The sequence below is a fragment of the Methylobacterium sp. 22177 genome, assembly GCF_052045615.1.
In the GTDB taxonomy this organism is placed as follows: Bacteria; Pseudomonadota; Alphaproteobacteria; order Rhizobiales; family Beijerinckiaceae; genus Methylobacterium; species Methylobacterium radiotolerans.
The window spans coordinates 1-13,009 of record NZ_JBQEPK010000045.1; the positions used below are offsets into that span (position 1 = coordinate 1).

The 13,009-nt window shown below is 68.5% G+C and carries 13 protein-coding genes and 1 pseudogene; 9 read left to right on the top strand and 5 right to left on the bottom strand.

Features of this window, described 5'->3' with window-relative positions; all coding sequences use genetic code 11:
* Positions 1-42: 42 nt before the first annotated feature.
* Entirely contained in the window at positions 43-1,263 is a 1,221-nt protein-coding gene (locus tag ACTJK8_RS26915; protein WP_440762770.1) for an IS256 family transposase, read from the bottom strand.
* Positions 1,264-1,320: 57 nt separating this feature from the next.
* Between ACTJK8_RS26915 and ACTJK8_RS26920 the strand changes: the two are divergent.
* The 6 genes and pseudogenes from ACTJK8_RS26920 to ACTJK8_RS26945 all read left to right on the top strand — a co-directional run.
* Positions 1,321-1,458, top strand: a pseudogene (locus ACTJK8_RS26920) (IS3 family transposase); the annotation flags it as partial.
* A 127-nt stretch (positions 1,459-1,585) separates the two neighbouring features.
* Positions 1,586-1,843 (top strand): hypothetical protein, encoded by a 258-nt coding sequence (locus tag ACTJK8_RS26925; RefSeq protein WP_244413360.1) that lies wholly within the window; start codon positions 1,586-1,588, stop codon positions 1,841-1,843.
* Positions 1,827-2,543 carry an HWE histidine kinase domain-containing protein gene (locus ACTJK8_RS26930; RefSeq protein WP_012329971.1) on the top strand — a complete coding sequence of 239 codons (717 nt, stop codon included), beginning with the start codon at positions 1,827-1,829 and terminating at the stop codon, positions 2,541-2,543. The genes ACTJK8_RS26925 and ACTJK8_RS26930 overlap by 17 nt, the downstream gene beginning before the upstream one ends.
* Before the next feature lie 102 nt (positions 2,544-2,645).
* Complete coding sequence (locus ACTJK8_RS26935) at positions 2,646-3,668, top strand: chemotaxis protein CheB (RefSeq protein WP_012329972.1); 1,023 nt, start codon at positions 2,646-2,648, stop codon at positions 3,666-3,668.
* A 119-nt stretch (positions 3,669-3,787) separates the two neighbouring features.
* Positions 3,788-7,279, top strand: coding sequence for a CheR family methyltransferase (locus ACTJK8_RS26940; protein WP_440762811.1), 3,492 nt, complete (start codon positions 3,788-3,790; stop codon positions 7,277-7,279).
* A gap of 17 nt (positions 7,280-7,296) precedes the next feature.
* On the top strand, positions 7,297-7,707 hold the full coding sequence (locus ACTJK8_RS26945; RefSeq protein WP_012329974.1) for a response regulator: 411 nt from the start codon (positions 7,297-7,299) through the stop codon (positions 7,705-7,707).
* 250 nt (positions 7,708-7,957) lie between these two features.
* Here ACTJK8_RS26945 and ACTJK8_RS26950 read toward each other — a convergent pair whose 3' ends face one another.
* The gene (locus ACTJK8_RS26950; protein WP_012329975.1) at positions 7,958-8,188 is read right to left on the bottom strand and encodes a DUF6894 family protein; all 231 of its coding nucleotides are present in this window, start codon (positions 8,186-8,188) and stop codon (positions 7,958-7,960) included.
* 838 nt (positions 8,189-9,026) lie between these two features.
* Here ACTJK8_RS26950 and ACTJK8_RS26955 point away from each other — a divergent pair.
* Positions 9,027-9,233 (top strand): hypothetical protein, encoded by a 207-nt coding sequence (locus tag ACTJK8_RS26955; protein ID WP_440762812.1) that lies wholly within the window; start codon positions 9,027-9,029, stop codon positions 9,231-9,233.
* Positions 9,234-9,738: 505 nt separating this feature from the next.
* On the opposite strand, the gene cyoD is transcribed toward ACTJK8_RS26955, so the two are convergent.
* Both cyoD and ACTJK8_RS26965 read right to left on the bottom strand, forming a co-directional pair.
* Positions 9,739-10,287 (bottom strand): cytochrome o ubiquinol oxidase subunit IV, encoded by a 549-nt coding sequence (cyoD, locus tag ACTJK8_RS26960; protein ID WP_012329977.1) that lies wholly within the window; start codon positions 10,285-10,287, stop codon positions 9,739-9,741.
* A gap of 377 nt (positions 10,288-10,664) precedes the next feature.
* On the bottom strand, positions 10,665-11,303 hold the full coding sequence (locus ACTJK8_RS26965) for a hemerythrin domain-containing protein (RefSeq protein WP_012329978.1): 639 nt from the start codon (positions 11,301-11,303) through the stop codon (positions 10,665-10,667).
* A gap of 678 nt (positions 11,304-11,981) precedes the next feature.
* On the opposite strand from ACTJK8_RS26965, the gene ACTJK8_RS26970 reads away from it, so the two are divergent.
* Positions 11,982-12,368 (top strand): hypothetical protein, encoded by a 387-nt coding sequence (locus ACTJK8_RS26970; protein WP_029359785.1) that lies wholly within the window; start codon positions 11,982-11,984, stop codon positions 12,366-12,368.
* A 45-nt stretch (positions 12,369-12,413) separates the two neighbouring features.
* Entirely contained in the window at positions 12,414-12,587 is a 174-nt protein-coding gene (locus ACTJK8_RS26975; protein WP_012329980.1) for a hypothetical protein, read from the top strand.
* Between the two features lie 6 nt (positions 12,588-12,593).
* On the opposite strand, the gene ACTJK8_RS26980 is transcribed toward ACTJK8_RS26975, so the two are convergent.
* The gene (locus tag ACTJK8_RS26980) at positions 12,594-12,887 is read right to left on the bottom strand and encodes a hypothetical protein (RefSeq protein WP_012329981.1); all 294 of its coding nucleotides are present in this window, start codon (positions 12,885-12,887) and stop codon (positions 12,594-12,596) included.
* Between the last annotated feature and the right edge of the window lie 122 nt (positions 12,888-13,009).

Genomic DNA, 13,009 nt, shown 5'->3' on the forward strand with positions numbered 1-13,009 from the left:
CGGGACTGTCAGGAATTCCGTGTGCGGGCGGCGGGTTGAACATCAGGCCGCCATGGCCCGGGTGAAGCGCTCGCCGAAGATGACGGCGAACTGCGCCTTGGCCATGACCCACTCACGCGGCCCCATCTTCCACGCCTTCTCGGAGCGGTTCAAGACCAGGTAGAGCAGCTTCAGCGCCGCCTCGTCGGTCGGGAAGTGCCCGCGGGCGCGCACAGCCCGGCGCAGCGTGGCGTTCAGGGTCTCGATGGCGTTGGTCGTGTACAGGATCCGGCGAACCTCGCCGGGGAAGGCGTAGAACGGGACCACCTCGCCCCAGGCCCGTCGCCAGCTCTGGGCGATAGCCGGATAGCGCCGACCCCATTCGCTCGTCTCGAAGGCCGCCAACGCCGCCTCGCCAGCCGCGGCATCGAGCGCGCGGTAGATGTCCTTCAGCGCACCCGCCACGAGCTTGCGGTCCTTGTAGGACACGAAGTCGAGGCTATGGCGTAGCAGGTGGACGATGCAGGTTTGGACCAGCGCCTCGGGGAACACCGCCCGGATCGCGTCGGGGAAGCCCTTCAGGCCATCGACCACGGCCAGCAGCACGTCCTCGACGCCGCGGTTCCTGAGCTCGTTCATGACCCGTAGCCAGAACTTGGCGCCCTCGTTCTGCTCCAGCCAGAGGCCGAGGATCTCCTTGGCGCCGTCGGCGCGCACGCCCAGCGCGATGTGGACGGCCTTGTTGCGGACGACGCCCTCGTCACGCACCTTGATCCGCAAGGCGTCGAAGAACACGATCGGGTAGACCGGCTCGAGCGGCCGGGCCTGCCAGGCGGCGACCTCCTCCAGCACCGCGTCGGTCACCGCGCTGATCAGGTCGGGTGAGACCTCGATGCCGTAGAGCTCGCGCAGGTGCGCGGCGATCTCCCGGGTGCTCATGCCACGGGCGTACATCGACACGATCTTGTCGTCGAAGCCGGGAAAGCGGCGCTGATACCGGGCGATCAGCTGCGGATCGAACGTCGCCTGCCGGTCGCGCGGGATCGAAAGCTCGATCCGGCCGGTCTCGGTGGTGACCGTCTTGCGGCCATAGCCGTTGCGCGTGTTGCCGGCGTCCTCGCCTGCCAGATGGTGGTCCATCTCGGCGTTGAGCGCCCGCTCGGCCAGGGCCTTCTTCAGCTCGTCCAGCAGGCCATCGGCCTCGAAGGCCGTCTTCGGATCGGCCCCGGCCAGGAGCTGGTCCAGGATTGCGTCAGGGATGCGGGGTGCTTTGCGTCGTGCCATCGGGAACCTCCTTCGGATCCACTATGGCCGCCCGCACACGAAATTCCTGACAGTCCCACGCGAGCCGAGGCCACCATCGCGCTGGCCCGTTACATCGATGGCTTTTACAATCCCTGCCGCCGTCACTCGGCGCTGGGCTTCACAAGCCCCACCCAGTTCGAGAGGGGTATCAACCACCAAGCTGCTCTCCACTGAACTGAAGCAAGTCCATCGAGCGCCTCGCGCTTTGTTCTGTGCGCTGCTGGCGCGGCCGGTGGCGGTCGGTCTCGCAGACGCAGCGAGCTGTCCGTTGCCGATCACGCGGAGCGATCTCGCGGTCGCGATGGGCCAGACCAGCGTGCACATCAACCGCACGCCCCAAGAGCTGCGCGGCCAAGGTCCGATTACCCTGCGCAGTCGCCGTCTGACCATCCACGATCCAGAGTCCCCGGCTCGGCCCGCACATTTCGATCGGCCTCTCTTCACCTGGCGGCACACGTTGAGCCTGCTGTTCCAAGGCCCGCATGAACCGCACGCACGCGTTCTGACTTGGCAGAGATACCCGGCATCGACGGAGGCGCGGCATGACAGATCCCGATGACGCGGCGGACCAGCTCGCCGCCCTGCGCGCCGACAATGTGCGCCTGCGCCGGCTGCTCGATGAGGCGGGTATGCCCGATAGCCTGCGCCACGGCGTGCGCAACACCATGGCGATGCTGCGTACGATCATGCATCGGTCCGCGGAGAGCGCTGAGGAGATCGACACCTACGTCGCCCACCTGGACGGACGCCTGGGCGCCATCGCCCGGGTGCACGCCATCACGGATGCGTTCGGCGAGGCCAGCCTGCACACGCTCGTCTCGGACGAGCTCATGGTCCACCTCGTGCGCGAAGGCGAGCGGGCCACGATCGCCGGCCCCCCTGTAAGACTTCGGCCTAAAGCAGCGCAGGTGCTGGCGATGGCGCTGCACGAGCTGACGAGCAACGGGATCGAACACGGATCCCTCGCGCTCCCGCAAGGGCGGGTGACGGTGGCATGGCAGATCAGACCGAGTGAGCCGGAGCCGATCCTCGCGCTGATGTGGAACGAGACGGGCGGGAGAGAGGTGGCGCGGCCCACACGTCGCGGCTTCGGCACGACCGTGATCGAGGACGTGCTCGCCTACGAACTCGAAGCCCGGTCGGCCCTCAATTACGAATTGGATGGCCTGCACTGCAGCCTGCTCATCCCGTTCACCGACCAAGTCGGACGCATGGTCATCACGGAGGCCTGGCGGGATGCAGGCGATGGACGCGACTGAGAACACCCGGAGAACTTCATCCCCGGCACCCCCGGCACCGCGCTCGCGGTGCTCGGACGAACTGGGCCGAGCGCGGCCCTCGATGCTCCAACGAGATCGGTCATGATGAACCGCGACATCATCGTCATCGGGGGCTCCTCCGGCGCGACCGCACCACTCAAAGCGATCCTCGGGGCGCTACCGGGAGACCTGCCGGCGGCGGTCTTCGTCGTCGTGCACATCCCGGCCCGCAGCCTCGGCCTGCTCGCGACGGTCACAGCCGCGGCCGCGCATATGCCGGTCCACGCCGCGCGGGACGGCATGGCTATCGCGCCCGGCAACATCTACCTCGGCGTGCCCGACCATCACCTGATCGTTCGCGACGGCCAGATGAGGCTCGGTCGCGGCCCCCGCGAGAACATGGCCCGCCCATCCATCGACCCGCTGTTCCGCTCCGCCGCCGCGGCCTACGGCTCGCGGGTCATCGGCGTGCTGCTCAGCGGACTGCTCAACGATGGCGCCGCCGGGCTGGAGGCGATCAAGCGCTGCGGCGGGATCGCGATCGTGCAGGACCCGGCGGACGCGATCGCCGACGAGATGCCGCTCAGCGGGATGGCTGCGGCCAGCGTCGACCTCGCCCTTCCGAGCGCCCGCCTCGGCGACGTTCTATCCGAACTCGTGCGGGAGCCGGCCGGACCGCGGCTGCCGGTGCCGCCCGAGATCCGCCTGGAAATCGACATCGCCGCGGGCGAGCGCATCGACAGCGCTGTGCTGCGCCGGATCGCCGATCCCGCGGCGCTCACCTGTCCGCACTGCAGCGGCGTCCTGTCCAAAGTCCGCGACGCCAAGCCGCTGCGTTTCCGCTGCCAAGTGGGTCACGCCTACACGGCGGAGGTGGTCGCCAAAGAGCAGGAGAACGCCGTCGACGAGGCCCTGCGCGTCGCGCTGCGCATCATCGAGGAGCGGGCCGAACTCGTCGCCCGCATGGCGCAGGATGGCCGAAATTCCGGACGCCCGGCGGTGGCGGATATGTACGACGATCGCGCCGCCGAGTACCGAGGCTACGCGGAGACGATCCGGCGCGCGGCCCTGCTGTCCCTACCCGAGCCCGAATCGTCCGGAAGCGAGGGCGCGCAGGAGGAGTAAGGCATCCAGCCTCGGTCACGTTGCGGCCCCGCCGTGGTACACGGGCCCGACATTTCACGCACGAGCTGCTCGCAGCGGGACCGCCGCTGTCACCGGGCCTCGCATCACGGCGATCCAGCATGACCGAACCCGATGTGAGCCCGCCGAGGACGACCGCCTACCTCGCCCTGAGCGCGTCGGCCGCGAGCACCGGATCGCTGCAGCACATTCTCACCCGGATGCCGCGACTGGATGGCGTGGCGGTGATCGTGGCCCTGCAGCACCGGGACGCCCTCGACGAGGAGGGGTTCCGGCGCGCCCTGGCGGCGGCCGGGCTCGAACTGGCGGATGTCCGGGACGACGCCCTCATCGAGGCCGGACGCACCTACCTGATCGGCGCCGACCTCGTCGTGGACGTCCAGAACGGACGCTTCCGCACGCGTCCAGCGGACGAGGTCGGCGGACGGGGCATCATCGACAGCTTCCTCGTCTCACTCGCCCGCGACGAGGACGGCCGCAGCATCGCGGTCGCGCTGGCGGGAACTGCCGGGGACGGGACACTCGGCTTCAAGGCGATCAAGGAGGCGGGTGGCCTCACGCTCGCCGAGGAGACCGCCGAGTCCAGGGCCGGCGAGCTGACCTCGAGCGATACCCCGGCGGCGCTGGCCGACGCCGTCCTGTCCCTCGACGACCTCATCGAGCGCGTGGCGTCCGCCGCCCGCCAGCTCGCCGCCGAGGGCGTTGCCACCCCGGCCGTCGCCAAGGCGGCGCTCACGGCGATCGCAGGGGTGCTGCGCAACAGGACCGGTCACGACTTCCACGGCTACAAGCCGGGAACCTTCCTGCGCCGGGTCCAGCGCCGAATGCAGGTTCTCTCGGTGGTGACGGTCGAGGGCTACGTCGAGGCGCTGCGCAACCAGCCGGACGAGGCCCAGGAGCTCTTCAACGATCTCCTGATCGGCGTCACCCAGTTCTTCCGTGACCCAAAGGAGTTCGAGATCCTGGAGCGGGACGTGATCCCGAAGCTGTTCGCCGACAAGGGACGGGACGATCAGATCCGGGTCTGGGTGATCGGCTGCTCGACCGGCGAGGAGGCGTACTCGCTGGCAATCCTGCTGCGCGAGCACATGGCCACCCTCGACGTCGTTCCCCAGGTCCAGATCTTCGCGACCGATCTCGACGGTCGAGCCCTGGCTTCGGCACGGGCCGCCCGCTTCGCCAGCACGATCAGCGAGGCCCTGTCGCCCGAGCGGTTGGCCCGCTGGTTCGTGAAGGAGGGCAACACCTACTGCCTCGTGAAGGAGCTGCGCGAGATGTGCATCTTCTCGCAGCACTCGATCATCAAGGACCCGCCGTTCTCACGACTCGACCTGATCTCGTGCCGCAACCTGCTCATCTACCTCGACGCGGAGTTGCAGGGCCGGGTCATCCCGCTGTTCCACTTCGCCCTGAAGTCCGAGGGCGCCCTGTTCCTGGGCAACTCCGAGAACGTCTCGCGCCACACCGAGCTGTTCGCGCCCATCGACGGTCGCTCGCGCATCTTCCGTCGCCGGGAGACCGGCTCCCGCATCTTGCCGGACTTCCCGTTCGCGGCGCCGGATCGCCGGATCGGCGTGTCCGCCACCGCCGAGGAGCGGGTCCGGCCGAACGGGGTGACGCTGACGCGGCGCGCGGAGCGGCTGGCGGAACGCTACGCCCCCGCCTACGTGATCACCGACGCCTCGTACAACGTTCTGCACTTCTCCGGGCGGAGCGGGCGCTACATCGAGCCCGCCGGTGGCACAGCCAGCCTGAACCTGCTGCAGCTCGCTCATCCGGACCTGCGCCTCCACCTGCGCGCCGCGCTGGCGAAGGCCGATGAGACCGCTCAGAGGGTGCAGATCGATGGCTTGCAGATCGGCCGGAACGGCGCGAGCCTGTCGGTCGACCTCGTCGTCGAGCCCATGCGAGACGATCCGGCCGCGCGCGGCTACTTCGTGCTGTTCAAGGAGGGCGGTCCGAAGGCGGTCGCCGGCGGCGACAGCGCCGCAGGTGGCTCAGGCGCGTTCGAGCACACCCGACGCCTCGAGGCCGAGCTCGGAGCCACGCGCGAGCGCCTGCAGGCCACCATCGAGGAGCTGGAGAGCACCAACGAGGAGCTGAAATCCTCGAACGAGGAGTATCAGTCCCTCAACGAGGAGCTGCAATCGACCAATGAGGAGCTGCAAACCTCGAAGGAAGAGCAGCAATCCGTCAACGAAGAACTGACCACGGTCAACGGCGAGCTCGGCCATCGGGTTCAGGAGCTGGGTCGAGCCAACAGCGATCTGAAGAATTTTCTCGAGAGCACGCAGATCGCGACGATCTTCCTCGACAACGAGCTGCGGGTGACCAAGCACACGCCCGCCGTCACCGAGATCTTCCATCTCATCGAGACGGACGCTGGCCGCCCGATCGGTCATATCAAGTCGCGCATCGCCTATGAGAAATTGCAGGACGATGCCCGACGCGTTCTTCGCACCTTGAGCGTGGTCGAGCGCGAGATCACCAACTCGACAACGGGCGCGCAGTACCTCGTCCGGGTCCTGCCCTACCGCAGCGTCGACAACTTCATCGCCGGTGTCGTGATCACCTTCGTCGACATCACCGAGCGCAAGCGGGCCGAGGAGCGTCAGCGCGCGAGCGAGCGGCGGCTCCTCGCCCTGATCGAGGGTATCCCGCAGCTGGTCTGGCGGGCGGCAGAGGATGGAAAGTGGACTTGGGCGAGCCCGCAATGGTACGCCTATACCGGACAGACGGACGCGCAGAGCCGGAATCACGGCTGGCTCGACGCCCTGCACCAGGACGACCGTGGTCCAGCTATCGAGGCTTGGCGCGATGCCACGCGAACCGGCGTCCTGCAGATGGAAGGCCGTCTGCGCAACGCCGGCGATGGCAGCTACCGGTGGTTCCAGACGCGCGCGATGCCGGTCCGCGGCGAGCGCGGGGAGGTGGTCGAGTGGCTCGGCACGTCGACCGACATCGACGATCTGCGCCGAATGCAGGAGCAGCAGCACGTCATGGTCGCCGAGTTGCAGCATCGCACCCGGAACCTGCTCGGCGTGGTGCAGTCGATCGCGCAGCAGACCGTCGCGGCGAGTGACACGCTAGAGGCGTTCGATTCGGCGTTCAACGAGCGGTTGGCCGCCCTCTCGCGCGTTCAGGGACTGCTCTCGCGCGCCGGCGAGGAGCCGATCACGCTATCGGCACTGATCCGGAGCGAACTCGACGCGCTCGCCGCCGCGAACCTGCAGGAGCGGATCGTGCTCGACGGACCCGACGTTCGCGTCCGCAAGGGGGCGGTGCAGACCGTCGCGCTGGCCCTGCACGAACTGGCCACCAACGCGCGCAAGTACGGCGCGTTCTCCAACGCACATGGCCAGCTCAGCGTGAGGTGGCGGATCCGCGAGAGCGACGGGCAGATGCCGCGGCTCGTGCTCGAATGGGTCGAGACCGGCATTGACCGCCGACACGGGACAGGGAGCGGTGCGCCGAAGAACGGCTACGGCCGGGAGCTGATCGAGAACGCGCTTCCGTACGCGCTCGATGCCACGACGCGCTATGAACTCGGGGAGGCTGAGGTACGTTGTCTGATCGAGCTTCCATTGGCCTGAGGCTTCCAGAGGCGTAGATGACGATGGGCACACCGAGCGATGATCTGGACGCTCTGTCAGGCCACAAGGTGCTCTTGGTCGAGGACGATTACTTCATCGCCGACGCGATGCGGCGGATGCTGTCGAGGACCGGCGCAGAGGTGCTCGGTCCCGTGGCAACGGTCGATAGAGCCTTGGCGCTGATCGCGGCGAGTTCCAAGATAGACGTGGCCGTCCTCGACATCAATCTGCGCGACGTGATGGTCTTCCCCGTCGCGGACGCTCTGGAGACCCGCGGCGTGCCGTTCGTCTTCGCCACGGGCTATGAGGGCACCGGTATTCCCGCGCGCTACGCGCACGTTCAACGCTGTGAGAAGCCGGTGGGGATGGCCGCCCTCGCGAACGTCTTGTCGAACGAGATCAACACGGGCCGAGGGGCGCTCCTCTGAGCGCAGCGGCGTTCCTGGCGGTGGCACAGCCCGCTCCGAACGTGTCAGCCTGCCTGTCGCGCGCGAGATCTCCACAAAACCGCTCGGCACATGCCGGCGAGGGGAGATGATAGCTGAACTGGAGCCAGGACAGGGATGGGGTGAAGCGGACGACCGCTCGCGCCCAACGCGGCCGCCCAGCTGGTTCCGGCGAAATCACGTAAGCGGGCGCGTGTCGTCTCCATCGGCCCTCCCCGTGGAGGAGAGAGGCTCACTGGTCGGTGATCGTGATGCTGATGCGGGCACACATCACGCGCCGCCCAAGCTCGTCGCGCGCGCTCGCGGCGAACTCGTCGATACCTCGCTCTTCGCCTTCGCCGCGGAGGATTTCCGTCAGGGCGGTGCGAAGCAGGCAGCGCAGTGCCGCCCTGTCCGGGAGCACGGTCCCCTCCTCGTCGATCGCATCCACGTGGTCGAACGTGTCGATGAAGTAGCGCGGCACCCACGCCTCCCTGATCGGATGCTCTTCTCCAAGCTAACCGAGGTTAGAAGGGATGGTTCGCCCCGTCTGTGCTGATGTGGCCTGGAGGCGGTGATGACGCTTCCCAACCTGACTAGTCGTACCGATCTCGATCGATGCCGCAGAACGCTGGAGATCGTCGGGGCGCGACGCTCCTCCGGCAGGACCAGCCTGAGCCGGCTTCGGATCGTGTCGCCGTCTGATGTAGCCTGTAGCCGGAGGGCAGGCCGTCGATCCGCTCGAGAGCGGAACCGACGGACGCGAGACGCAGCGTCTCGGCGTCCCGGATCCACAGAACGTTCGACGAAGCGCCTGCGAACTGACGGAAGCGCTCCTCACTCCCGCGCCGCGCTTCCTCCGTCTGGCGCCGCTCGGTGATCGAGTCCCGCTGGAACGAGCCAGCGCCGATGTATTTCGCGGCGCCGGAACAGCATATGGAGTCTATCTCAACGACGGGCCAGGCGCCTCCCGCAGGAGCGCCGGGACAATCCTCGGGATGGGGCAGCTTCCCGAGCGGGCCCACGATCGGCACCTCGGTACGACCCGCAGCAATCCGCGATCGCGCGAGGACGAGAGCACCGGCGGGCCGGGTTCGGGGCCGCTGAATGACGCCCTTCGACGCCTCGGCCGTGATGCCGGATTGCGAAGCCCGCGATACGGCAGGCGACGTGGTCACAGGTGTCCAGGACCGGCCCGTCACGGCGGCAATCCACCCTGCGTGATCGGGCGCCGGACCATTCACAAGCCACAGGCGGGGGCCGTTGGAACCGCTGACCGTTGGTCAGTTTAACCTGGGTAAGAAATGCGTAGGACCGGTCGGATGAGCTTCACTGTTGTGAACGGCAGAGACGACCACGATCTGGAGGACGCGGTCCGTCGAGGTGTCGCCGACGGGTTAGCCCGGTTGCTGCGGGTGCCCGGACACCCCGACAGCGTCCAGGCGATGCTCGACAACGACGCGCGCGCCGAGAGAGACGGCCCGACGCCTTGTCTTCGAGCCCCCGCGGACTCGGATCAAAACGCCTGACGCGCCGTCTCGCCCGGTTCTCAGCATTGCCGCCCGAGAGCGGACGGGCAGAAACCTCGCCGTTTCCACCACCCTGCCTCACCGAGCCTCCCGCGAGCGGACGCTCCCGGGTTCTGCAAGGGGGCTCGCGAGGCCGGGACGGCGACGCCCGCTCGGCGAGCCCAGGGAAGCGGCCAGCGGAACATCAACCCTGGGTGGCCTGCGAGATTTGAGTCGGTCGACAGCGCGTCGGCGCCCAAATCCGACCTGAGGCTTCTTAACCGGATCGCGGCCCACGGATCATCGCAATCGCGGAGAAGCATGGGGCACGAATGATCGAGGCGGCGGCATCGCGATCCATCCACCGTGGGCGTTCGTGAACTTGAGCGACACGAGCCACCGAAGCTGGGCCAGTTGTGGGCCCGGCCCTTCACCGGGGATTCGAGCCACGCTCCGACGGGCGCCCCGGGGCCACCCGTAGCCGCACGATCGGCGCGCGAAAGGCGGCTCGCGATCGCGCGGCGCGTCAGTGCCGCATCGGCCGGGTCATGGGCATCGCGGGCTGGGACGATTGCGGACTGGATGACGGGGGCGTCGCCGGCATCATGTTGGAATTCATGTTGCTCATGATCCAGACCGAGCCGCCGATCAGCAGCACCACGAACAGGACGCCGAAGGCCAGTGCCATGACGTTGTTGATGTTGTCCGGCCCGGTCGTGATGTGGAGGAAGAACACGAGATGCACGCCCATCTGGGCGATGGCGAAGACGATCACGGCCACGGGGACCGCCGGCGCCCACACGAACTTGGCGTGCACGACGGCAAAGGAGCAGACCGTCAGCAGGGTCGCGAGCGCGAGGCCGATGAGATAGCCCCGGATGCCCTTGCCGATATCCTCCTCGGCAAACTCCTCCCCCGATGCGACCTCGGTCTGGTGCCGATCGAGATCCCGGAGGTGGATCGGCGCCCGCTCCCGCAGCGCCCGGGCGATGCCGATGCGCTGGCGCTGGTCGCCCGAGAGGCGGGCGCCGCGCTCGCCCACGATGGTGTCGTAGCCGTCCAGCAGCCGGCGCACGAAACCGTCGCAGGCCGCCGCCCGCGCGGCCGCGACGATCGCCGCCGCGTCGGCGTCGGGCCGATCCCCTCACCCACACTCCGGCCTTGAGAGACCAGCATCAACCTGCCGCCGCTCGGCGACGGCGTCCTCTGGCTCGCGCCGCTTCGTTCCCCCGTGTCCGCCCCCGTCCCGGCTCGGAAGCCATACGTCGGGGCGGACCACCTCATCGGGAGCGGATCAGGCGGGGCTGAACATCGCCCCGCACCGTCGGGATCCCGCCAACGGGGGATCGGCATCCTGCGCCTCGGGCCGCGTCGCGTACGGGCCCTGCCCGCAACGCACGGCACCGAGCCCCGTCGGCCCGCGGGCAGATCGGGCGCCGCGGCTGGCCGCCGTCACCGCGGCATCGACCGGACCGCCTGCTGCGGAACGCGCTCTCCGGCCTCGGCCATTCGGCCCGATCGCGACTGGCCGAAGCGTCCGCCGTTCCAGACCAGATAGCCGAGACCGGCGGCCACTCCGGCGAGCGTCGCGATAAGGGCGAACTCGCTCGACATGCCGCCCGCCACGGTGCCTCGCCGCCGCGACTGAAGGGCGCTCGTCTTGGCTCGCACGAACGCCCGTGTGGCAGCGGCAACCTCCTCGGGCGCGAGAAGCATCTGCGCGGCGGGGATCAGTTCATGCACGTGACGGTGTAGGTGCTGATCCACCAGGAACGTGACATCTTCGAAGGTGTCGAGCCAGCCGGCGGAGGCCGTCTTGCGGCGACGGGCGAGTTGCTGGAGCTGTCGCCTGAACTCCGCGTGGCCGCGGTTCAAATCTTCGATCAGCGTGCGCGTCCGGCCCTCCCGGCTCAAGGGTCCGTACAAGCTTGCACCGAGCCCGGTCGCGTGCAGATCAAGCTCGTCCATGAGGTCAGCCAGCATCTGCTCGCGGCTGCCGACCGCTCTGGGGTCGTTGAGAGCGTATGGTATCTCACGGATCAGGCCACCGATGTTCTCGTGGTCGCGCTCAATGAGTTGCCAAACGTCCATGCACGTCTTCCTCACCGGTGAAACTACCAGTTCTGAACACCGTGTGCCCGCTGAGCGTTCCTGATCGAGGTCGTACCGACCCAGGCCACCCCTCAGATGCGTGCCCGAGGATAGGGCGACGGCGTGCCGGAGTACCGCTTCGGGTCCCGCGGACAGCCGGTATGCACCCTGCGATGGCTGAACTTCCGATTGCCGTTCGCGGCGTACGATCCCGAGAGCACCGAGGCGCTGGGGCAGGACGGGCAGCGCGTCGGCGCCATCACGGGGGGCGCTCCCGGCCTCAGCGACGCTGATCTGGCGCCAGACACCCGCGATCTTCGCTTCACAGGTCCGATCATCGAGCGTCGCCACGCTCGCGGGGTGCCAGGCCGGGACGGATTGCGCCAGCCCGCGATCGTACGAACCGGCGCGACGGAATGCCGGCGCTCAGGTCATCCGCGGAGGTCGTTCCCACACGTCCCGCAGGGCGAGCTCGCGTCGGACCGCGCGGCGCCGCTGCCTGCCGGCGCATCCTGTCCGAAGGGGCGGCAGAGGCGTTCGACGCTCGTGCGAGCGGCCGCAGGGCGGCCCCGGCTTGTCCGAGCGCCGGTGGGGGGGTGCAAGACCGCCCTCACCCGTGCAAGGCAACCCCGCTTCTGGCCGCATGGCCCAACGGTCACGCTTGCCGTAGCCCGTGGGATGGCTTCCAGTTTCGCACCCACCATGCTCCCCGACGCCGCCGCCCTGTGGCGCAGCGCTATCGAGGACCTGTCTCCGCACGTCTCGCCGTGCCGGTATCTCGTCCCGGCCCGCTGGGCGCCGATACGTGAGGCCGCCATCGATTTCTGCGACCGTCTCGGCGCCGAGGCGCACGCGCTCGGCTGGACGGCGGCCGAACTGTTCGCGCTTCACCCCGAGCACGGGACGCTGCGGATCGAGGTCTGCGGGGTGATGATGATCACCGGCAACCGGGCTCAGGCTGTCGAACCGACGCGGGTGGTGTTCGAGCGCGGCTCGGCCTACCGGACCAAGCAGGGGCAGGTCTGGGGCATTCCGGTCTGGGAGTTCGCGAAGAAGGGCCGCTAACGCGCGACGCAGGGAGCGCTCCGCGGGCCCGATCGTTGCACCCGGATGCGCACAGCCCTCGTCGTCCTGATCATGCTCGTTCGCTTCGGCCCCGACCTCGTGTACGCGGCGAACGCCACGCTTCCGCAGCCGGACCCGTCGCACCAGGCGGCAGCGCAGAAGTGGATTGTCAGCCCGCCCGCGGTGGTGGTGATCCGGCCACCGCAGCGAGTGCGCTGATCCCGGTCAGTCGCGCCTCGCCTCGGCGCTCGCGCGTTCGACCACGGCCCGCAACGCTGCGCTGCCTTCCACAGCGAACCAAGCGCGCAGCATGCTGGAGGTTTCGGGTGTGTCGTCCGACCGCTCGCGAAAGAGGTCGGCGTAGCGGGCCAGCTCGCGCTCCACGAACATGTCGAGGTAGGCTGCACCGCGCGTCCTGGCGAGATCTGCCAGGGCGTCTTCCAGAACGCGCTGCATCATCTCACCGACCATGGCGGAGACGTAGATCGCCGCCTCGCTACCCTGTTCGAGCTCTTTCAACCAAGCCTCCAACTCCCGTGGAAGCCCGGTCCTAAGCTTGACCGGAGGCACGATGCAACGCTGGCTGAACGGACCGGCGGTGAAGCGGGCCGTCGGCAGCGGCACCCTCAGGCCCGCCCCGC